The sequence below is a fragment of the Bordetella trematum genome, assembly GCF_900078335.1.
GTDB lineage: Bacteria > Pseudomonadota > Gammaproteobacteria > Burkholderiales > Burkholderiaceae_B > Bordetella > Bordetella trematum.
Genome location: NZ_FKBR01000019.1, coordinates 428,364 through 449,598 on the forward strand (window position 1 = coordinate 428,364; position 21,235 = coordinate 449,598).

19 protein-coding genes are annotated in these 21,235 nt (G+C 66.7%); 6 read left to right on the plus strand and 13 right to left on the minus strand.

Features of this window, described 5'->3' with window-relative positions; all coding sequences use genetic code 11:
- The 8 genes from A7V84_RS10665 to A7V84_RS10700 all read right to left on the minus strand — a co-directional run bounded on the left by A7V84_RS10665 (position 1) and on the right by A7V84_RS10700 (position 7,738).
- Positions 1-852 (minus strand): ABC transporter permease, encoded by an 852-nt coding sequence (locus tag A7V84_RS10665; RefSeq protein WP_063491891.1) that lies wholly within the window; start codon positions 850-852, stop codon positions 1-3.
- Positions 830-1,789, minus strand: a complete 960-nt coding sequence (locus A7V84_RS10670) for an ABC transporter permease (RefSeq protein WP_063491892.1) — start codon at positions 1,787-1,789, stop codon at positions 830-832. Before A7V84_RS10670 ends, A7V84_RS10665 begins: the two co-directional genes overlap by 23 nt.
- Before the next feature lie 3 nt (positions 1,790-1,792).
- The gene (locus A7V84_RS10675) at positions 1,793-3,295 is read right to left on the minus strand and encodes an ABC transporter substrate-binding protein (protein WP_063491893.1); all 1,503 of its coding nucleotides are present in this window, start codon (positions 3,293-3,295) and stop codon (positions 1,793-1,795) included.
- 45 nt (positions 3,296-3,340) lie between these two features.
- Positions 3,341-4,597 (minus strand): M20 family metallopeptidase, encoded by a 1,257-nt coding sequence (locus tag A7V84_RS10680; RefSeq protein WP_063491894.1) that lies wholly within the window; start codon positions 4,595-4,597, stop codon positions 3,341-3,343.
- A gap of 319 nt (positions 4,598-4,916) precedes the next feature.
- Positions 4,917-5,219: a DsrE family protein gene (locus A7V84_RS10685; protein WP_063491895.1), complete on the minus strand. Its 303-nt coding sequence runs from the start codon at positions 5,217-5,219 to the stop codon at positions 4,917-4,919.
- Positions 5,212-5,952: an ABC transporter ATP-binding protein gene (locus A7V84_RS10690; RefSeq protein WP_063491896.1), complete on the minus strand. Its 741-nt coding sequence runs from the start codon at positions 5,950-5,952 to the stop codon at positions 5,212-5,214. Before A7V84_RS10690 ends, A7V84_RS10685 begins: the two co-directional genes overlap by 8 nt.
- The gene (locus A7V84_RS10695) at positions 5,940-6,734 is read right to left on the minus strand and encodes an ABC transporter permease (protein ID WP_231886707.1); all 795 of its coding nucleotides are present in this window, start codon (positions 6,732-6,734) and stop codon (positions 5,940-5,942) included. Before A7V84_RS10695 ends, A7V84_RS10690 begins: the two co-directional genes overlap by 13 nt.
- Positions 6,731-7,738: an ABC transporter substrate-binding protein gene (locus A7V84_RS10700; RefSeq protein ID WP_063492573.1), complete on the minus strand. Its 1,008-nt coding sequence runs from the start codon at positions 7,736-7,738 to the stop codon at positions 6,731-6,733. The genes A7V84_RS10695 and A7V84_RS10700 overlap by 4 nt, the downstream gene beginning before the upstream one ends.
- A gap of 176 nt (positions 7,739-7,914) precedes the next feature.
- On the opposite strand from A7V84_RS10700, the gene A7V84_RS10705 reads away from it, so the two are divergent.
- Together A7V84_RS10705 and A7V84_RS10710 are read left to right on the plus strand one after the other, a co-directional pair.
- Complete coding sequence (locus A7V84_RS10705) at positions 7,915-8,700, plus strand: alpha/beta fold hydrolase (protein WP_033535430.1); 786 nt, start codon at positions 7,915-7,917, stop codon at positions 8,698-8,700.
- A 173-nt stretch (positions 8,701-8,873) separates the two neighbouring features.
- A complete protein-coding gene (locus A7V84_RS10710) occupies positions 8,874-9,473 on the plus strand; it encodes a nitroreductase family protein (RefSeq protein ID WP_025512874.1) in 600 nt (199 codons plus the stop codon).
- Positions 9,474-9,608: 135 nt separating this feature from the next.
- Here the strand turns inward: A7V84_RS10710 and A7V84_RS10715 are convergent, their stop codons facing one another.
- Positions 9,609-12,326 carry an ATP-binding protein gene (locus A7V84_RS10715; protein ID WP_157988185.1) on the minus strand — a complete coding sequence of 906 codons (2,718 nt, stop codon included), beginning with the start codon at positions 12,324-12,326 and terminating at the stop codon, positions 9,609-9,611.
- A 121-nt stretch (positions 12,327-12,447) separates the two neighbouring features.
- On the opposite strand from A7V84_RS10715, the gene A7V84_RS10720 reads away from it, so the two are divergent.
- Positions 12,448-13,686, plus strand: a complete 1,239-nt coding sequence (locus A7V84_RS10720) for an MFS transporter (protein WP_063491898.1) — start codon at positions 12,448-12,450, stop codon at positions 13,684-13,686.
- Between the two features lie 57 nt (positions 13,687-13,743).
- On the opposite strand, the gene yghU is transcribed toward A7V84_RS10720, so the two are convergent.
- The 4 genes from yghU to A7V84_RS10740 all read right to left on the minus strand — a co-directional run bounded on the left by yghU (position 13,744) and on the right by A7V84_RS10740 (position 17,994).
- Positions 13,744-14,610, minus strand: a complete 867-nt coding sequence (gene yghU / locus A7V84_RS10725) for a glutathione-dependent disulfide-bond oxidoreductase (protein WP_025512871.1) — start codon at positions 14,608-14,610, stop codon at positions 13,744-13,746.
- A gap of 113 nt (positions 14,611-14,723) precedes the next feature.
- Positions 14,724-15,671, minus strand: a complete 948-nt coding sequence (locus A7V84_RS10730) for a tripartite tricarboxylate transporter substrate binding protein (RefSeq protein ID WP_033535426.1) — start codon at positions 15,669-15,671, stop codon at positions 14,724-14,726.
- 36 nt (positions 15,672-15,707) lie between these two features.
- Positions 15,708-16,967: a carboxylesterase family protein gene (locus A7V84_RS10735; RefSeq protein ID WP_063491899.1), complete on the minus strand. Its 1,260-nt coding sequence runs from the start codon at positions 16,965-16,967 to the stop codon at positions 15,708-15,710.
- Positions 16,968-17,040: 73 nt separating this feature from the next.
- Complete coding sequence (locus A7V84_RS10740; RefSeq protein WP_052125833.1) at positions 17,041-17,994, minus strand: LysR substrate-binding domain-containing protein; 954 nt, start codon at positions 17,992-17,994, stop codon at positions 17,041-17,043.
- Between the two features lie 151 nt (positions 17,995-18,145).
- Between A7V84_RS10740 and A7V84_RS10745 the strand changes: the two genes are divergently transcribed.
- Genes A7V84_RS10745 through A7V84_RS10755 form a run of 3 tightly spaced genes read left to right on the plus strand, consistent with a single transcriptional unit; the run spans position 18,146 to position 21,202 of the window.
- On the plus strand, positions 18,146-19,282 hold the full coding sequence (locus tag A7V84_RS10745; RefSeq protein ID WP_025512867.1) for an NAD(P)/FAD-dependent oxidoreductase: 1,137 nt from the start codon (positions 18,146-18,148) through the stop codon (positions 19,280-19,282).
- 37 nt (positions 19,283-19,319) lie between these two features.
- The gene (locus A7V84_RS10750) at positions 19,320-19,700 is read left to right on the plus strand and encodes a RidA family protein (RefSeq protein ID WP_025512866.1); all 381 of its coding nucleotides are present in this window, start codon (positions 19,320-19,322) and stop codon (positions 19,698-19,700) included.
- 56 nt (positions 19,701-19,756) lie between these two features.
- Positions 19,757-21,202, plus strand: coding sequence for a M81 family metallopeptidase (locus tag A7V84_RS10755; RefSeq protein WP_025512865.1), 1,446 nt, complete (start codon positions 19,757-19,759; stop codon positions 21,200-21,202).
- The last annotated feature ends 33 nt before the right edge of the window (positions 21,203-21,235 follow it).

Here is a 21,235-nt window from a genome sequence, read left to right on the forward strand (position 1 = left end):
TCAGCTCCTGTGTCGGCCGCGAGTGTCCAGGGACTGGCGCAGTCCTTCGCCCGTGAGATTGACCGCGATGACGGTCAGGCAGATGGCCAATCCCGGGGCGAGCGCTACCCACGGGGCGCGCTCCAGATAGGGGCGGGCTTCAGCGACCATCAGTCCCCAGTCGGAGGAGGGCGGCTGGGTGCCGAGACCGAGAAAACTGAAGACGGCGCCCAGCAGAATGGCGAAACTCACGCGCAAGGAAGCCTCGACGATGAGGGGAGGCAGCGCATTGGGGAGGATCTCGCGCAACAGAATCCAGGGGAGGCGTTCTCCCCGCGCGCGCGCGGCGGTGATGAACTCTTCGTGTGTCAGCGAGAGCGTCATGCCGCGCGCCAGTCGGATCATGATGGGGATGTATATGATCCCGACGGCCAGGGCTGCTTTCCACAGGCTGGGATCCGTGGAGGCCAGGATCAACAGGCCCAGCATGACTGGGGGCACGGAGATTACGATGTCGACCATGCGCATCACCGCATCGTCCACCCAGCCGCGCAGGTATCCTGCCAGCAGGCCCAGTGGCACGCCGATTGCGAAACTCAGCGCGGTGGCGCACACGCCCAGGAGAATGGAGCTGCTGCCGCCGTACAGCACCCGGCTGAATACATCTCTACCGAATTCGTCCGTGCCCAGCCAATGTTGCATGCTGGGCGGCTGCATGCGCGCCGCTGCATCCATGGCCTCGAAACTGTATGGCGCGATCCAGGGCGCGGCCAGCGACACGGTCAGAATGATGGCCAGCAGGATGACGCCCGTCGTCAGGGCCCGGGGGCGGTGAGGCTGTGGGAGTCGGTCAAGCGCTGCGGAGGTTGCCATAGCGGATCCTGGGGTCAAGCACGGCATAGACGATGTCGGCCGCGAGATTGGCAAGGGCGTAGATCACGGTGACCGCAAGTACGCCAGCTTGCAGGACGGGCAGGTCTTTCTGCTCCACGGCGAAGATGAGCAAGCGACCCAGACCAGGGTAGGAAAAGATGGTTTCCACCACCACGATGCCGCCCATGAGAATGCCGAAATCCAGCGCGAGAACTGTGACGGTCGGGATAAGGGCATTGCGCAGGGCGTGCCGGAAAATCACGGTTCGTTCCTTCAATCCCTTGGCGCGGGCAGCCCGCACATAAGGAGCGCTCAGGACTTCCAGCATGCTTGAGCGCTGCAGCATGGCCACGTGTGCGAGCAATCCCAATACCAGGGTGCAGACCGGCATGACCAGGTGAGACAGCCAGGCGCCGATTCCGGCCGACAGCGGCGCATAGCCCGTGGCGGGTAGCCAGCCCAGCGTGCCGGCCACCACCAGCACCAGCACGATGGCGATGAGAAACTGCGGCAGCGAAATGGACAGCCAGGACAAGCCCAGCACCGCCCGGTCGGGCCAACGGCCATGCCAGATGGCGGCGACCACGCCCAGGGTGATTCCGCCCAGGGCCGTCAGCGCCAGGGCGGCGACGGCCAGCTGGGCCGAGTGCCCCAGCGCTTCCGAGATGAGGGGGCCGACCGGACGCCCCATGACCAGCGAGTCGCCCATGTCGCCGCGCAGCGCCCCGCCGGCCCAGCGCCAGAACTGGGTCCATAGCGGATCGTGCAGGCCCAGGCGCTGTTCGACCGCAGCGACCTGCTCGGGCGATGCAAAATGGCCGGCGATGCTATAGGCCACGTTGCCTGGCATGGCCTGGGTGATCAGGAAGATCAGCACGGCCATGACCGCGACCACGAAGACGACATGGCCCAGTCGTCGGATGAGATAGGCCCACATGGCTTATTTCCCGTCGTCGGCGATCTCCACATCGAACAGGTCGATCCAGAGATAGGGGTTGGTGCGGTAGTTCTTGAGATTGCTGCGATAAGCCGATGCCACATTGGTGACGTAGGCGATGATGCCAGGGACATCCTCGACGACGGCTTGCTGGAACTCCTGGTAATGGCGGTTCTGCTGGGCGGCATCGGTGGCCGCACGGCCGGCGTCCAGGGCCTGGTCGGCGCGTGGGCTGGAGAAGTGCCACATACGCGAGTTCCATGAGCCGGTGCTGTGAAACCAGGGCGTGGTCGCTGCGTCGATCACCGGGTTGGCGAAAAAGCCGTCTACATACATGGGCGCGATACCGGATACGCCGGCGGCGTAGCGGTTGTAGGGTACGCGCTGTACGTTCAGCTTGATGCCCAAGGGTCGCAGCAGTTGTTGCGCTGCCACGCCCAGGCGTTCGCGCGACGGACGGCCCGCCGGCACAAAGATGTCGACCGAAAAACCGTTGGGATAGCCCGCTTCGGCCAGCAACTGGCGCGCGCGTGGCAAGTCGGTTTCAAACCCGATGTCATGGTTGAAGGCCGGTGACGAGGGCGGGATCGGCGTGTGGGTGGGCTTGCCTTCGCCGAACAGCGCAAACTGCACCAGTTCCTTCTTGTCCAGCGCCAACCTTACGGCGCGGCGCACCCGGGCATCGTTGAAAGGGGGCTTGGCATTGTTCAGCACGATGCCGTCCCAGCTGGCGCTGGCCACGGAGTCGATCGTCACGCCGGGGTCGCCTTTCAGGTCGGGGATGGTCTCCAGCGGCAGGTTCCAGATCAGGTCGATGCTGCCCGAGCGCAGCGCTGCCACGCGCGAGGCCGCCTCGGGCATGACGCGCAGTACAACGTTGTCTATCTTGATGCGGTCGCGATCGTAGTAGTCGGGGTTGCGCTCCATCACCAACTGGTCGCCGGGGGTATAGCGCAGGAAGCGATAGGGGCCGGTGCCGCTGGGTTCGGTCTTGAGGGTGCTGGCACGATCCTTGGCCACAATGCGCATCTGACGCCCGGTAAGCAGCCCCGGAAAGTCCGCATAGGGCTGCGAGAGCGTGAAGCGCACGGTTGCCGGGTCGAGCGCTTCGACCTGTTTGAGCACCTCGATCTGGCTGCGCCCGGCCGAACCTGTGGCTGGATCCATGATGCGCTCGAACGAGAACACCACGTCTTCTGCCTGTAGCGGTTTGCCGTGGTGGAATCTGACGTCCGGTCTGAGCTTGAAGGTCCAGGATTTAAGGTCTTCGGAGGGCGACCATTCCGTGGCCAGGTCGGGCACCACGTTGGAGTCGGCGTCGATCCGTGTCAGGCCGCTGAAAACCAAGCCATTGAACACGTATTCCTCGCCCAGCGTGGTCACGTTGGGATCGAGGCTGTTCAGGCTGGTTGTCAGGGCGACCTGCAAGGTCGACCCGGCCTGGGCGGCGCCAAAGCCGATGAAAAAGGCCCCCAGACTGGCGACCAGTATGCGTTTGATGCTCATGTCTTTGTCCCCTTGTTATGTGTGCTGTGCAGAGTAATGCCGTACTCAGTCCTGGCCGTCGAGGTAGTCCCAGGCAGCTGCGGCGTGAACCTTCACCACGGCGATGAAGTCTTCCAGATCGACGGATTCATTGGCCATGGCCATGCGTCCGGGCGGCGGACCGTAGACATAGGCGGGCACGCCAGCGCGTCGCCAATAGCGGCAGTCCGTCGAACCGATCGAGGGCACTGCGACCGGACGCAGCCCCGTGATGGCTTCGGCATTGTTCGCGATCAGGTCGATCATCGGATGATCGTGGGCGCAGACGTTGGGTGGCGTGCTGTGCCATTGCTGGACTTCCATCGTCGCTTGCGGGAAGTCCTGCATGATGGTCTCGATGCAGGCCAGCACGGTCTGCGGCTCAGTGCCCACCGGCAGACGGATGTCGACTTCGAAATGGCAGCTGTCGGGGATCATGTTGATCTTCAGGCCTCCCTGCAGCACGCCGACATTCAACGTGGTGCGCGTCACCACATCGGCGGCGCCCTCTCCCATGGCCACATCCAGCGCACAGCGCACCTCCTCGCGCTGCAGGTGCGCGCGCAAGGCCGGCGGCAGTGCGGGCTCGATGCGCTCGACCTCAGCCAGGCGATAGATCAGGGCCGCGGCGATGCGGGTGGGGCTTTCGCTACGGTGTACGTAGGCGCCGTGGGCGCCCGCGGCCAGCACTTCAAACTTCAGCCGCAACGTGCCTTTCTCGGAAAAGCGAATGGTGGCCAGGCTGCTCGGTTCACCATTGAGTACGCAGTCGCCGCGCCAGCGGGTGTCGTTCTCGAGCAGCCAGCGGGTGCCCCAGCGACCGCCGGTTTCCTCATCGGAGACCGCAGTCAGCGCCAGGCTCCCCGCCAATGCCTGACGACGTGCATAGAGGTAGCTGTAGGCTATGACGGAGGCGGCCGTTCCCGTCTTCATGTCGCAGGTGCCGCGGCCATGCAGGCGGCCGTTCTCGATCTCGCCGGACCAGGGGTCGCGCTCCCATCCCCGGGCCTCGCCAACTGGAAAGACGTCGATATGGCCGTTGAGTATCAGGCGCGGCCCGGGGCGCGCGCCTTCACAGTCGCTCACCAGGTTGGGCATCGTTTCTTGCGCAGCGATGATCTCTGTCGGTACGCCACGCGCGGTCAGGAAATCCTGCAGGACTGCCGCGGCGGCGCGCGTGTCGCCGGGTGGGTTGGGCGAGGGCGCTTGCACGAAAGCCTGGAGGAACTGGATGAGTGTGTCGCGCTCGGATTCGATGGCCTCGAGCATGGCTTGCTTGGTCATGAGCTATCCCTGATTGGGTCGCGCCGGGGCGTGGCGCGAACATTGGTAAAACGATTTAATGAAATCGTATGGGTCACCCATAACGCAGTCCATCATGGTTTTCCCGGTCGATTCTTCCGTACTCGCCAGACGCAAAAAAACCGTGCTTTGCACGGTTTGCGGATGTGACCGGGGCGGCCGCAGGGGGTACGGACTTCGCGTCCGTGTCCGCGTGGCAAAGCCGCTCGGGCGGCAATCCGGCTAGGCCGGCTGTGGCGGCGTTCGCGTCAGTCGGGTGCCGCGTTGGACCGGGCGCCGGTCGGCCGGCCCCGGGGTCGCGTCAGGCGCGGATATAAGCCCAGCCTTCGGCCTGGCGGCGTGCCAGGTGGACGATGGCGGCCGGCACCACTTGCAGCGCGGCTGGCGCCTGTGCGCCGGTGTTCTGCAGCGTGTTGCCGCAGAGCCGCAATTGCGCGTCGGTGGCGTGCGGTTCGGCCAGGGCGGCGGCCACGGCGGCGGCGTTGGCGATGATTTCCACTTGCGCCTGGGGTTCGGCCTTGATCAGGTTGGCGGCGTTGTTGCGGGCGCGGCGCAAGGCGTCCGGAGTGGGCGCGTGAATGAGGACGTGCAGGGTGTCAGGCATGTTCGAGGATCCGTGAAACAGCAGCCACCGCCTCGGCGAAGGCGGGCTGGCCGCGATCGCGTGGGCGGGCGAGCCCTACATCGTACACACCTGCAATGTTGGCCGGGCGGCCGCCCAGCACGACCACCCTGTCGGCGAGAAAGACGGCTTCCTCGATGTCGTGCGTGACAAACAGCACGGCCGCGCCGCTGGCCTGCCAGGCGCGGATCAGTTCGCCCTGCAGCATGCGGCGGGTGATCGCGTCCACGGCGCTGAAGGGTTCATCCATCAGCAGCAGGTCGGGCCTGACGGCCAGGGCCCGGGCGATTCCCACGCGCTGGGCCTGGCCGCCGGAAAGCTGGTGCGGCCAGCGGTCTTCGAAACCGGCCATGCCGGTGAGCGCCAGCGCGTCGTGGGCGCGCTGGCGGCGTTCGGCAGCCGGCAGGCCCAGGCCTTCCAGGCCATAAGCCGTGTTGGCGGCCACGCGCCGCCACGGCAGCAGGCGGCTGTCCTGGAACACTACGGCGCGGGCACGCCGCCCGGGCGTGGAACGCGTCTCGAAGTGCACACTGCCCGTGCCGGCCTCGGTCAGGCCGGCGGCAGCACGCAGCAGGGTGGATTTGCCCACGCCCGAGCCGCCCACGATGGCCACGAAGCTGCCCGGTTCGATATCCAGCGTGAGACCCCGGATCACTGGCAGGTCGGCGCCGGGATGGGTGTAGCCGAAGTTCTCGAAACGCATCACGGGCGCCATTGCAGCATCCTTTTTTCCAGCCGTCCGTAGACGAAGTCGCACAGCGTGTAGACCAGCGAGATGGTCAGCATGTAGACCACCACGGCGTCATAGGCGCCGACGCCGGCAGCCGCGTTCATTTCCTGGCCCATGCCCGGCACGCCCAGCAGTTCGGCGGCGATCAGCGTCATCCAGGCCTGGCCGATGCCGGCGCGCACGCCGGACAGCGCGCCGGGCGCGATCGCCGGCAGCGTCACGGTCCAGGCGCGCGCCAGGTAGCCGCCGTGGCCGAAAGCGCGGGCCAGCTCATAAAGTCGGGGGTCGACGTTGCGTACGGCCGCGTAGGTGGCGAAATAATTGACCCAGAACACGCCGATGGCGATCACGAAGGCCGCGCCGGCATGGCTGACCTTGAACCAGGCAATCGCGAAGACCACCCAGGCCAGCGGCGGGATCGGCCGCAGCACGCGCGCCAGATAACCTTGCAGCATGTCAAAGCGAGGCAGGGTGGCAGCCAGCAGGCCAACGCCAAAGCCCAGCAGCGTGCCCAGCGTCAGCCCCCAGAAATAGTGCACCAGACTGGAGCCCACGGCCGGCAGCAGACGCCCGTCCTGCCATTCGCGCAGCAGCGCTTCGGGCAGGGCGAAAGGGTCGGGCAGCGTGCCGCGCGGCGCCCACTCCCATACCTGGGCGGCCTTCCAGAGCGCCACGAACAACGCCACGCCGGCCAAACCGTAGACCAGACGGCGCGGCCAGCGACGGGGCATGCGCGGCATGCTCAGCCGCAGGGCCTGGGTATTCATCGCGCCTTGGCCTCGTCATAGAAGCGGGTGTCGAACAACGTGTCGACATCCACGCGCTGCGCCTGGGTGCCCAGGCTGGCCTGGAAGTCCTGCAGCTTGGCAGTGGCCTCGATGATGGCCTTCGGGTCGGCCTCGAACTGGTCGTGCGAATTGCGCACAGCCTGCTCCACGATATCGGCAGACAGGCGACCGCCGCCGACGTGTTTGCGTACATGCGCGGCCGCCTTGGCCGGTTCGTCGCGCAGCAGGTCGGTGGCTTCGATCTGGGCGCGCACCAGGGTGCGCACGGCTTCGGGGCGCTCGGCGATCAGCTTTTCGCGCACCAGCAGTACGGCGCCGGGCTGCTTGGGAAAGAGCTGCGAGCCGCGCGCCACCACGCTGGCGTCGGGCTGGCGGGCCAGCACGCTGGTCGTGGTGGGTTCGAGCACGGCGGCGGCATCGACCGCGCCGGTCATGAGGGACTGCTGGATCTGCGCTTCGCCCTGGTAGACGAACTCGATGTCAGCCAGATCGGCCTTGAGCACATTGCGCAGCCAATACTGCAGCGCGGCCTCGGGCACGGCGCCCTTGGGGTAGCTGGCGATCACGGCCTTGCGGCCTTTGTCCTTGGCAAAGCGGGCAAAGGCGGTGGCAGGGTCGCCCGAGGCGAAATAGGGCGCGAGCGCGGGCAGCGCCAGCACGCCGACCTGCTCGACGATGTTTGAGGCGACGACCTTGATGTCGGCGCCCTTGGCGCGCGCCACCAGGGCCGGGCCGATGCCGACATAGGCGGCGTCGAGCTGGCCGGCGATCAGGGCCTGGGTGAGGGCTGGCCCGCTCTGGAATTGCACCAGTTTGGGGGCGGCCAGCCCGCCTTTCTGGAGGGCGCCGCTTTCCAGCGCCACGAACAGCTGGGCGTCGGGCAGGATGGGCAGGTAGCCGATTTCCAGTGGCGTATCGGCAGCGGCGGCTGCGCCGTGCACTCCGGCGGCCAGCAGGGCGGTGGCAAACAGCTTGCGCAAGATCATCTTCGGTATCCGGTGGGCTCCGTCGGGCCGGAGCGGGTAAGGTCATTTCTAAATAATTTTAAGGAACTTAATCCTCGTCCTATATTCTTTCTGGTTATATCTATAGAAGTCCCGGCGCGCTCGCCGCCGGGCCCAACGTACTATCAGGGCTTCTTTTCGTCGGAAGCCCAAGCATGTCCTCTGTCGCGATTGAAGATCATCTGATTGAGACCCCGGCCGGTGCCCTGTTTGCACGTCGTTGGCGTCCCGCGGCCGGTGCCGGCGCAGCGCCGCTGGTGCTGATGCACGATTCCCTCGGTTGCGTGGCCTTGTGGCGGGACTTTCCGCAGCAGCTGGCCCAGGCCAGCGGACGCGAGGTGGTGGCCTATGACCGGCTCGGTTTTGGCCAGTCGGCGGCGCACCCGGCGCGCCTGCGGCCGGATTTCGTCAGCGCCGAGGCGCGCGAGGATTTCGCGCGGATGCGCGCGCAACTGGGCATCACGACGTTCGTGGCGCTGGGTCACAGCGTGGGGGGCGGCATGGCCATCGCTTGCGCGGCGGCCTGGGGCGAAGATTGCCGGGGGCTGATTACCGAGTCGGCTCAGGCTTTTGTCGAGCCGCGCACCCTGGCGGGGATCCGCGAGGCGCGTGCGGGTTTTGCCCAGCCGGGGCAGCTTGACCGCCTGGCGCGCTACCACGGGGACAAGGCCGCCTGGGTGCTGAGTGCCTGGATCGATACCTGGCTGGCTGAGGATTTCGCCGGCTGGAATCTGGATCATGAACTGCAGCAGGTTCGCTGCCCGGCGCTCGCGTTGCATGGCGACCAGGACGAGTATGGGTCGCTGGCGCATCCGGATCGCATCGCCACCCTGGCGCGCGGGCAACAGCATGTGTTCGCCGGCTGCGGTCATGTGCCGCATCGCGAGCAGCCCGAGGCCGTATTGGCCGTGATCCTGCCCTGGCTGGCGGCAAGGGAGTGAGCGCGCACAGCCTGGAGGGGGGCGGGCATGAGCCGGGATTGGGTTCATCAGTAGAACAATCCGTCTTGCCAAAACCCCCGTTTTTTTGAGGGTAAACGCTAGCCCCTGCCCCGCGGCCCTGGGTAGAATCGCTTCAACATCTTTTTTGATTCTTTCGCCGCGAGGTACACCAAATGAACAATGCGTATATCGACGCACTGAAGCAACGCCGCACGCAATATGCCCTGGGACGCAATCTGTCGCATGGCAAGCAGGAACTGGCCACGATCATCCAGGAAGCCGTCAAGCACAGTCCGTCGGCGTTCAATTCGCAGAGTTCGCGGGTGGTGGTGTTGTTCGGCGCCGAAAGCGAGGCGCTGTGGGACATCGCCATCGACGAGGTGCGCAAGGTCGCGCCGGCCGAGACTTTTGCCCAGACCGAAGCCAAGCTCAAGAGCTTTGCCGCCGGCGTGGGTACGGTGCTTTTCTTTGAAGACCAGGACGTGGTGCGCGGCCTGCAGGAGCGTTTCGCCGCCTATGCCGCCAATTTCCCGATCTGGTCGGAGCAGGCCAGCGGCATGGCGCAGCTGTCTGTCTGGACCGCGTTGTCCCAGGCCGGCGTGGGCGCCAGCCTGCAGCACTACAACCCGCTGATCGATGCGGCGGTGGCAGCACGCTGGGACATCCCGGCCTCCTGGACGCTGCGCGCCCAGATGCCTTTCGGCTCGCATGAGGGCGGCTTCGGCGAGAAGGCCTTTATGGAGGATGGCGCGCGCTTTCGCGTGATCGGCTGATCCTGCCGGGACGCCAGCCATGCAAACGGGGCCGCAGGCCCCGTTTTCTATTTACCGTTTGCCTTGCGCCATGGCGGCGGCCCCCCCGGCGCGATGGGCAAGAGCGGCGGTGCGGGGCCCGGTGAGATGGCCGCGTCAGTGGGCTGCCAGCCGGGTCTGCCAGGCTTGGGCGCCCTGGGTCTGCGCCAGTTGTAATGCCTGCTGCAAGAGCGCCGCGGCGGCACTGCGGCTTGCCGCGTCGTGCTGCAGCGCTCTGGCCTTGACCCGCATGAGTTCCGGCGCGTTCCAGTGCTGTCCGGCGTCGGCCTCGCGGCCCAGGCGGGTGTCGATGAGTTCGCGGGCTTCCCGGCTATGCCCTTGTTCGATCATCGCGTCTGCAAAGTCGGGCAAGAAGACGGAGTAAGCCGGGTCGAAGCCATGCGACTGCAGCCTGTGCAACGTTGCCTGGAGTTCGGAGAAAGATACCGCAAGGGGGGTCTGCACGACCCGCGCCCACAGGGCAAAGGCTGCACCGTAGAGCGCCCAGAAATGCAGGCCATGGCGGGCAGCGGCTTGATTCAGCTGCTGCGATACGCGCAACACCTCTTGCGCGTCGCCGGAAAGAGCCGCGACCGTGCAGCTTCCCTCCACCAGGGCGCAACACAGCGAGCAGGCGTGGTCCAGCGCCGTGGCTTCGTCAATGGCCAGCTGAGCCGCGCGTCTCGCCTCGCTTGCATTGCCCATCAGGCAGTGGATGCGGGCAAGAAAAGCCCAGCCCGCCACGCGCTGGTCCAGACCGAATCTGAAGTTCGAGCCCTGGGGCGTGTCGCGTACGTAAGCCTCAAGCATGGATTCGATTTCAAGCAAAGCCTCGGCATGGCGGCCCAGGAAGTGGTAAGCCGTCCCGATCAGCCGGCGCGCGGTCAGCAGCGCATCCTGATCGCCAAATTCCGTGGCCAGATCGGCCATGGCTCTGCCGTGCTGCAGCGCCTGAGCATTACGGCCGCCCCGCAGATGAAAGAGCCATAAGCCATACTCCGCTTGCAGGCGCATCTCCTGGTCGCCGAGCCGCAATGCCAGAGCGGCGGTCCGGGCCCACGCCTGCCCGTTGGCTGGCAGGGGCCCGCGAGACCAGGTCAGGGAGGTCGCCAATGCGGCCTGAATCATCATTTCCTGATGGGCCTCCATGGAAGGGCCTTCCGCCTTTTCAAGCGCTGCCGTAATCCGCTGGCGGCACTCATCATGCAGCGACAGCTGTATCCAGAAAGGGGCGGATCTGGCCAGGATGCGCAAGCCCAGTGGGCGGTCGTGGCCTGCCTGGAAGGCCCAGGAGAGCGCCGAGCGGATGTCATCGATGTGATGTTCGTACTGTCTTCCCCATTGTGTCGTGGGCAATGAGGTCCAGTCCCGCTGAGCCTGGGAAACCCGCCTGTCGACGAAGTGCGCATGCTTTTCGGCCAGGCTGTCCGCCCTGCTTCCCAGCTGCTCCAGGGCGTATGCGCGCAGCATGCTCAGATAGCGGTAGCGGCCTGGCCGGGTGCCTGCCTGCAACGTGATCAGGGACTTCTCGGCGAGGCCGTAAATGACATCGAGCAGTCTAGGGGCGTGGCCCGGCTGCAGGGATACGAGCTGTTGCGCATCCGGAAGCGTGAAATCGCCAGGGAAAATGGCCAACTCTTGAAACGTCGTCTGTTCGGCCGGGTTCAGGAGCCGGTAGCTCCATTTCATGGCGTCGCCGAGCGTGCGGTGGCGTGCGGCGTTGCGGCCTGCCGCTGCGGCGGGCCATTCCGATGAAAGAGCCAGGTCTTGCGTGATGGCGGCGAGCCCCAGCGACGGCACCCGGGCTGCCGCAATCTCCAGCGCCAGGGGAATTCCGTCGAGCGCCCTGCATATTGCGGCTATCTGCGCCAGTTTTTTTTCAGTCAGCTCGAAATGATAGTCAGCGGCCATGACGCGGCGGACAAACAGTTCGACGGCACTGTATTCCCGCGCGCGGGCGGCCGCTGACGATGGCGGGGGCACGGCCAGAGGGCGGACCCGGTAGACCTGCTCGCCATCGAGTCCCAGCGGGGTTTGGCTGGTGAGCAGGATGTTAAGGGCGGGCTCGGCTTGCAGGAGCGGTTCAATGGCATCGGCACAAGCCGATGCCAGGTGTTCGCAATTGTCGACAAGCAGCAGGGCTGCTCCGCGCTCGGGCGCCAGCGGCGCGCCGCTGGCGCTGAAACCCGCCAGCACACTGGACAGGACCGCCGCCACCGAACTGGCGCTGCCAAGCTGCGACAAGTCGGCGAAATAAACCCCGTCCGGAAAACAGCGGCTGGACGCCGAAGCGACCTCTATGGCCAATCGGGTCTTGCCTACACCGGCGGGGCCTGCGAGCGTCAGCAGCCGCCGGGTGGCGAGCAGGCGATTTAATTCCTGCAACTCCCTTGCCCGACCGACCAAGGGCGATCTCGGGCGGGGCAGCCCGCTGCGTCCGGGGCTGGCGGCAAAGGAAGCCGTCACCGCGCGATGAGACTGTATGGAACCCGTGAAACGGTAGCCCCGGCCGAACTCCGTCGCAATGAGATCGCGATCCGCGCCCAGGATTTTCCGCAGCGACGAGATCTGCGCTTGCAGGCTGTTCTCCTCGACGGCTTCTTTGGGCCATATCCGGGCAAGGAGGGCGTCTTTGGAGAGCGGTTTCCCGGCAGCGCCGACCAGCTGGATGAGCACGTCGAGAGCCCGGTCGCCCAGCTTCAACCGTACCCCCTCCTTGAGCAGGAGCCGCAGCCGTGGAAACAACTGGTACGGGCCAAAGGCCACCATATCGTCGTCGCGCGTATCGGCGCGGGCATGTGGCCTGGAGGGGCCTGCCTGGTCAGCGTTGGACATCCTCATCACAGGGCAAGAGCCGACGGGCTTGGGGATTTCAGACATCTGAAATTCTAAGCCAAAGACTTTGCCTGCCCCCTCGGCCACCATGGCGGCCTGTCTATTACTTTGTGAGCCGTCCATGAGTCGGGAAACCGTTGCGAGCGGATCTCAGCCGCAGAATGAGGCCAGGACGCCGCCCGGCCGCCTCGATACGGCCTTGCTGGCGGCAATGGCGCTCGCCTGCGGCATCTTCGTATCGAACGTCTATTACAACCAGCCGTTGCTGGAGTTGCTGCACCAGGCCTTCCCGCAGGCAGGCGGCCTGGTCAGTGTGGCTCCGACCGCGACCCAATTGGGATTTGCCTGCGGCCTGTTTTTCCTGGTGCCTCTCGGCGACCGGGTCGATCGCAGAAAACTCATTCTTGGCCAGGCCGCGGCCTTGGTGGTGGCCTTGATCGTCCTGGCTGCCACGCCGAATGCCTGGGGGCTGGTGCTCGCCTCGGCGTGTGTGGGCATCTCGGCCTCGGTGGCGCAGCAAATCGTGCCGTTCGCCGCAGAGCTGGCTGCGCCCGATCGGCGCGGTCAGGCCGTCGGCATCGTGATGAGCGGAGTGCTGTGCGGGCTTTTGCTGGGCAGGGCTGTTGGCGGAGTTGTCGGCGACCACTGGGGTTGGCGCGCGACGTATTGGCTGGGTGCGGTCCTGACGGCGCTGGCCTGGCTGGTGTTGCGCGTCAAACTACCCCATAGCGAGCCTCAGGCCGGGCATGGTTACTTCGCACTTATGAGGTCGCTGATCGGTCTGTGGCGCGCGGAGCCTTTGCTGCGCCGGGCAACGTGTATCCAGGCCGCCCTCTTTGCGTCCTTCATGGGCTTGTGGACCATTCTGGCCCTGCATATGCACCAAGCCTATGGCTTGGGCGCCGATGTTGCCGGCCTGATGGGGGTCGTGGGGGCGGCGGGAGTCTTGATGGCGCCGCTGGCGGGGCGCATGGCGGATCGTCGCGGCCCGCAGGCCGTGATCGGGGGCGCCTGCCTGATCATGTTGCTGTCGTACCCGGTTCTGGGCCTATGGGGCAGCATGGCCGGGCTGATTGCCGGCATTCTTTTGCTGGATATCGGTGAGCAGCTGGCGCTCATTTCCAATCAGCACGTGATCTATGCCCTGCAGCCGCAGGCGAGGAGCCGGCTCAATACGCTGTTCATGAGCGGCATGTTCGTCGGTGGCGCAGCAGGCTCATGGGTAGCCGGCCTAAGCTGGCGCATGGGGGGATGGCATGCCGCCTGCACGGCGGGCGGCATGCTGGTGCTGACCGGCTTGATACTGCACCGCAGCGGCACCCGGGGCGATGCGCATGACCCTTCTTCCCCGCAGGCTTGAGCAGGCGGGGATCGAATCTCGCGGCAGGCCCACGGGAGGTCCGATCCCCGGCCTTTCCTAGCCCTGCAGCTTGTCCTGCGTACGGGTGTCGAAGTCGCTGGCGTCGTGGCGTTCGTGCAGTTGCTGCGAGAGTTCGCCCGAGGTGCGATTGACCATGCGGCCGCGCTGCACGGCGGGGCGGGCCAGCAGTTCGTCGGCCCAGCGTTGCACCTGCGGATAATCCTGGGCCGAGATGAACTCGGCGGCGTCGTACAGCATCCCTTTGACGATGCCGCCATACCAGGGCAGGGCGGCAATGTCGGCGATGGTGTACTGCGCGCCGGCCAGATAGGGCGACTCGCTCAGGCGGCGTTCCAGCACGTCGAGCTGGCGCTTGGTTTCCATGGTGAAGCGGTCGATGGCGTACTCGATCTTCACCGGCGCGTAATGATAGAAGTGGCCGAAGCCGCCGCCCACGAAGGGGGCGCTGCCCATCTGCCAGAACAGCCACGACAGGGTGCGCGCGCGTCCGGCCGGGTCCTGCGGCAGCAGGGCGCCGAACTTCTCGGCCAGATACAGCAGGATGGCGCCCGACTCGAACACCGGGATCGGCTGTTCGCCCGAGCGGTCCATCAGGGCCGGGATCTTGGAGTTGGGATTGATGTCGACGAAACCGCTGCCGAACTGGTCGCCCTGGCCGATGCGGATCAGCCAGGCATCGTACTCGGCGCCCTGGTGGCCCAGTGCCAGCAGTTCTTCCAGCATGATGGTGACCTTCTGGCCGTTGGGCGTGCCCAGCGAATAGAGCTGCAGGGGATGGCGGCCGACCGGCAGGACCTTCTCATGCGTGGCGCCGGCCACGGGCCGGTTCAGCGAGGAGGCCGGCGAGGCGGTGCTGGCGCCGCCCTGGTTCCAGGTCCAGACTTTGGGAGGGGTGTATTCCATGACTATGCGGTTCCGGTAATGACGAGCAGCCATGATTGTGCCGCGTTTCCCCCGACGTCAGCGACCGCGCCCTCCTGTCGTGGGGGATGTTCAGGGTTTTCCCCTGTGTTGTGTTATTGCAGCCGGATTCCCAGTTCGCGCACCAGCGGGGCCATCTCGGCGCGCTCGGCGGCGATCGTCTCGCGCAGCGCCCGGGCATCGCCGCCGATCGGGATCATGCCCAGCTGCTGCATCTGCTGGCGCATGGCGGGCTCCTGCAATACCTCGGCCACGCTGTCGCCGATGAAGGCCGCCTGTTCGGCAGACAGGCCGGCCGGCCCCATCAGCCCGATCCAGGGCTGGGCCGCATAGCCGTCCATGCCGGCTTCCTGCAGGGTGGGCGTATCGGGCAGGTTGGCAAAGCGCTGCGGGCTGGTGATCGCCAGCGCCCTCAGACGGCCGCTGTCCAGCAACCCCTTGGCGCTGGAGGGGGCATCCAGCGCGATGTCGAGCTGGCCGCCGATCAGGTCGTTGAGGGTCTTGCCCGAGGATGACGACGGCGCATACAAGGCCTGGATGCCGGCGCGCCGCGCGGTCTGCTCCCATACCAGGTGAAAGGCGGTGCCGATCGAAAACGAACCCAGGTTCAGTTCGCGCGCCTTGCTGGCGGCCACGAAATCCTCCCAGCTGCGCAAGGGGCTGTCGGCGGCGACCACGAACACGAAGGGGGTGCGTGCCACCAGCGAGATGGGCGTCAGCGCGTCGACCGGATCGAAGTTGCTGACCGCGAACGGCACGATGGTGACCGTGGAGGCCACCACCAGACCCAGGGTATAGCCGTCGGGGGCGGCCTTGGTGAGGGCATTGACGCTGATCATGCCCGAGGCGCCGGGACGGTTCTCGACGATGACGGGTTGTCCCCAGCGTTCGCCCAGGCGCGTGCCCAGCAGCCGGGCCATGGCATCGACCGGCCCGCCGGCCGGGTTGTTGATGATCAGCCGCAAGGGTTTGTCGGGATAGGCGGCCAGCGCCAGCGGCGCGAGCAGGGTCAGGGTCAGCGCGAGCAGGGCGCGTCGTAGCATGGGGTGTCTCCTCCGTCGATCTTCAAAGTGCGGCCTTCAGGCCAGGATTTCCTCTTGCGGCGCCGGGGCCCAGCCGGGGCTGCCGCCACGGATGAAGGCAATCCAGGCCTGGCGCACGCGTTGCGACAGCGCCTGCCCTGCGGCCGGCGACAGGCCGGCCAGCATGGGGGCGTTGGCGTAGGTGTCCAGCGTGCCGAAGGTAAAGGGCAGCTCGATGCAGTGGCAGGCGCCGAAGCGTTCGCTGGGCCCGACGTCAAAGCGCGCCAGCCAGGACTGGCGGCCGTGGGCGGCGGCCGCGCTGGCCCAGTCGCGCGCCGGCTGGCCGAACAGGCGCCCGGTTTCGGCCTGGCTGTGGCGGTCGTGGCCGGGGAAGGCCGCCATTTCGTCACGGGTGTAGCTGACCAGCACATCGCAGTGGGCCTGTGCGCGCGTGAGCGCGGCGTTCATGTCCCGAGGCAGAATCTCGCCATCGCACACGGGAGCGGCCAGACTGCGGCCCTGGCCTTCCTCCTGCAGGGCCAGCAGCACGGCAGGATGGGTGCCGGCCTGCAGCCAGGCGGCCGCCGGCAGGGCGCGGGCCTGGCTCAGCGATTCGATGCCGCAGGCGGCATAAAGCGCCCGGCCCAGTCGTGCGCTGTCTTCGGCGCTGCGCCAGCCCCTGCCCAGCGCCGCGCTTTGCAGGATGGCGCGCGAGAAGCGCGGCTGGCGCGTAAGCAGGGCAATCAGATTCGAGGCGCCGGCCGATTGACCCATGACGGTCAGCGCCGAGGCATCCCCGCCGAAGGCGGCGATGTGGTCATGCACCCAGTCGATCGCCAGTTCCAGGTCGAGCAGGCCGGCATTGGCCGTGCCGCCCGGCAGGGGCTGCCAGCCCAGCGCGCCCAGGCGGTAGTTGACGGCCACCACCACGATATCGCCCTCGGCGGCCAGCCGCGCGCCGTCATACCAGGGCAGTACGCCGCCGCTTTGCCAGGCGCCGCCGTGCACCCATAGCACCACGGGGCGGCGGGCTTCGTCGGCTACCGGCGTCCAGACAGTCAGGTGCAGGCAATCCTCAGCCTGCGCGGCGCGAAAGCCGCCCATGGCGGCTTCCAGGCGCGAGGGCAGCTGAGGCGCCACCGGGCCAGGCAGGCGGGCGTCGAGCTCGCCCTGCCAGAGAAAGGGCCGGGGTGGGGCAAAGCGCAGCTCGCCCACCGGCGGTTCGGCATAGGGGATCGCGCTGTAGCGGCTGACTGCGCCCTGGCGCAGCCCGCGCACCCGGCCTTGCGGCAGGGTGGCGTAGACGTTCTGGGTCATGGATCAGGCCTGCGGGATGTCGGATGCGGCTATGGTACGAACGAAACCCGGCCGCCTTCATGCGTGTGGCGATTCAGGCCATGCGCAAAGCGAATGGCTGGCCGGGCGGCAGGTCGTGGCGGATGGCCTGCGCCATGCGGGCCGTGAAGGCGCGCGCCGGCCGGCTGCTGGGCCGGTCGCGCCGCCAGATGGCCGCCAGCGGCGAGGGTTGGATGCCGGGCAGCACCGGCAGCACGGCCAGTTCGCCGCGGGCCTGGTGCACGGCGGCCACGCTGCCGGGCAGCATCCAGAGATAGTCGCTGTCCCGCAGCAGTTCGCGGCTGAATTCGGGCGAGAGAGCGCCGATCATATCCGGCACGGGCAGGCCGGCTTGCACCAGATTCATTTCCAGCTCGGCGCGGATCCGGCTGCCGGGCAGGGCGGTGATCCACGGGTAGCGCGCGTAATCGGCCAGCGTGGCGCCAGGGCGTGTCGTCAGCGTATGGCCCGGCGCGCAGGCCAGCACCACCGGGTCATTGAGCAGGGTGACCGAACGATAGATCTGCGGATTGACGGCGGCCGAGTAGCGGCTGACCAACAGATCGATGGCGCCCGCATCGAGTTGTTCGATCAGTTGCTCATGCGTGCCGACCTCGATGCTCAGGGTGATGCGGGGGAAATCGGCGCGAAAGCGCCGCGCCGCCGGCGCGGCCGGCCAGCCGCTGAAAAGCGCGAAGCAGCCGACCGTAAGGCTGCCCTGGTCGCCGCGCAGCAGCGCGGCCATGTCGACCTCGGCCTTGCGGAAATCGATCAGCAGCTGGCGCGCGTGGCGGCACATGGCCAATCCCAGCGGGGTGCAGTGGCTGCCTTTGGCGGTGCGCTCGAACAGGCGCGCGCCCACCAGCTCTTCGATCTCGGCGATCGCTCGTGACAGACTGGGCTGGCTGGTTTGCAGCTGGGCGGCCGCGCGCGACAGATTGCCGAGTTCGGCCACCGCCAGCACGATTTCCAGATGTCGCACGCGCAGCTTGCCTTTGAAGGGAGTCATGTCTTGCCTGTCGGGATGAAGCCCCGATTATTCTCGGCTGGCACGTCTTCTGGCAATGCGGGATCGGTAAAAGCCCTTATTACGTTGCGGTGCAGGCTTCATTATCGTATCTGAGAATTTTCCGATAATAGAATTCTCGTATCCGATACCCATGAGCAGTGATCTTGTATTCGACTACGCGGTCATCGGCGCCGGCATTGCCGGCTCGTCCGTGGCCTGGCGTTTGAGCCAGCACGCCAGCGTGATGGTCCTGGAGCGCGAGGCCCAGCCCGGCTACCACTCGACCGGCCGCTCGGCCGCGATGTTCATGGAAACCTATGGCACGCCGCAGATCCGCGCGCTGACGCGCGCCAGCCGTGCGTTCTATGAACAGCCGCCGCAAGGGTTCAGCGAGCATCCCTTGCTGATCGAGCGCGGCGTGTTCTACCTGGCCACGCACGATCAGCGCGAGCTGCTGCAGCAGACCTACGACGACTTCCGCCAGCAATCCGACAATGTGCGCCTGATCGATCCGCAGGAGGCCGCTCGTCGCGTGCCCTGTCTGCGGCCGGCCGAGCTGGCCGGCGTGCTGGAGGAGCCCGATGCCAAGGATATCGATGTGCACGCCTTGCACCAGGGTTTTCTGCGCGGCCTGCGCGCGCGAGGCGCGCAACTGCGTAACAACGCCGAAGTGGTGGCGGCCCGGCATGAGGCCGGCGTCTGGAACCTGACCCTTGCCGACGGCGCCACGGTACGCGCCAGGGTCGTCATCGATGCGGCCGGCGCCTGGGCCGACCAGGTGGCGGCCGTCTGCGGCGCGCAGCCGGTGGGTTTGCAGCCTTGCCGGCGCACCGCCTTTACCTTCAGCGGCCCGCAGGAGGTCGATTTCAGCGGCTGGCCGGCCGTCGTCGGAATCGATGAGAGTTTCTATTTCAAACCCGATGCCGGTCAGTTGCTGGGTTCTCCGGCCAACACCGACCCGGTCGATGCCCACGACGTGGTGCCCGAAGAGCTCGACGTCGCCACGGGCATCTATCGCATCGAAGCGGCCACCACCTTGCAGATCCGCCGTCCGCGCCATACCTGGGCGGGTTTGCGCTCCTTCGTGCGTGACGGCGATTTCGTGATCGGCTGGGACGATGCCGCGCCTGCGTTCTTCTGGCTGGCCGCCCAGGGCGGCTATGGCATCCAGACGGCTGCCGCGGCTTCGGAGCTGGCGGCCGCGCTGGTCAGCCGCCAAGCCCTGCCCGACACCCTGACGCGCCATGGCGTGCAGGGCGATGCGCTGTCGCCGGCGCGGCTGCGCTGACGTTTTTCCCTTTCCTAATTTCTTGCCGGAGGCTGTCTTGAGCGCCATCACCCGTTATCCGAGTTCCCTGCCGCTGCCTTTCTCGCGCGCCACGCGCGCCGGCGGTTTCCTGTTCCTGTCGGGGCAGATTCCGCTGGATGCCAGCGGGCAGGTCGTGCGCGGCGATATCCGCGAGCAGACCCATGCCGCCATGGAGCGCATCAAGGAAACCCTGGCCCTGGCCGGCGCCAGCCTGGACGACGTGGTGCGCGCCACGATCTGGCTGACCGATCTGGCGCAGTTCGCGGATTTCAACGAAGCCTATCGCAGCCACTTCAAGGACGGCATGTTCCCGTCGCGTTCCACCGTGCAGGCTGCGCTGGCCATGGGCGTGGATGTGGAAATCGAAGTGCAGGCCTGGCTGGGCGAATCGGCCTGAGCCGTCGCCCGCTGCCTGGCGCAACGGGCGCTTGCGGGCCTTACTGAGAGGACAGCATGAGAATCTTTTCCGGGTCGCTGGCGACCGAAACGAACACTTTCTCGCCCATCCCGACGGGGCTGGGCGCCTATCGTGCGCGGGGCTATTTCCCGGCCGGGCAGCACCCGGACCGCATGCAGATGTTTACCGGCCCGCTGTGGGCGGCGCGCCAGCGCGCCCAGGGCAAGGACTGGACGCTCATCGAGGGCATGTGCGCCGGCGCGATGCCGGCCGGCATCACGACCCGCCATGCTTACGAAACCCTGCGCGACGAACTGCTGCAGGACCTGCGCGACGCCGGCCCGGTGGATATCGCGCTGTTCGGCCTGCATGGGGCGATGGTGGCTGATGGCTATGACGATTGCGAAGGCGATCTGCTGCGCCGCGCCCGGGAAATCGTGGGCCCGGACACGGTGATCGGCGCCGAACTGGATCCGCATTGCCACATGACCGAAACGATGACCGAGGCGGCCGACTTCCTGGTCTGTTTCAAGGAGTACCCGCATACCGATATCCTGGAGCGCGGGCTGGATCTGGTCGATCTGTGCGTGGCCCAGGCCGAGGGCCGCATTGCGCCGGCGCTGGGCGTGTTCGATTGCGAGATGATCTCCATCATGCATACCAGCCGCGAGCCGATGCGCAGCTTCGTGGACCGGCTGCTGGACATGGAAGGCCGCGACGGCATCCTGTCGGTATCCATCGCCCACGGCTTCCCCTGGGGCGATACGGCCGACATGGGCGCCAAGGTGCTGGTCTATACCGATGGCGATGCACGCCTGGCCGAGCGCCTGGCCCGTGAACTGGGCGAGGAACTGATCGCGCTGCGCGATCAGCTCTCGCCGGCCTATCCGCCGACCGACCAGGCGCTGGACGAGGCGCTGGCCTTTGGCGATTTCCCGGTCGTGCTGGCTGATTCGGCCGACAACGCCGGCGGCGGCGCGCCCAGCGATTCGACCTTCATCCTCGAACGCGTGCTGGCGCGTGGCATCGAGCCGGCAGCCATCGGCCCCTTCTGGGATCCGGTGTCGGTGCTGTTGTGCTTCGAGGCCGGCGAGGGGGCGCAGATTCAATTGCGCGTGGGCGGCAAGGTGGCCGCGGTGTCGGGCCAGCCGCTGGATCTGGCCTGCGAGGTGCTGGCGCTCAAGCGCGATGCGGTGATGACCGGCCTGGCCGGCACGCCTGCGCAATTGGGCGACGTGGCGGTGGTGCGCTGCCAGGGCGTGACCCTGGTGCTGACTTCCCTGCGCGTGCAGGCCATGGGCACCGACCTGTTCACGCAGTTCGGCGTGGATCTCTCGGCCATGCGCATCATCGTGGTGAAGTCGTCGCAGCATTTCTATGCCTCCTACTCGAAGGTGGCCAAACATGTGATCTATGTCCAGACGCCGGGCGCGATCACGCAGGACTACAACGCCTTGCCCTATCGCAAGGTCAAACTTCCGAAATGGCCCTTGGTGGCCTGAACGACCGGGCGCCGGGCGCCCATTCCTGGGGAA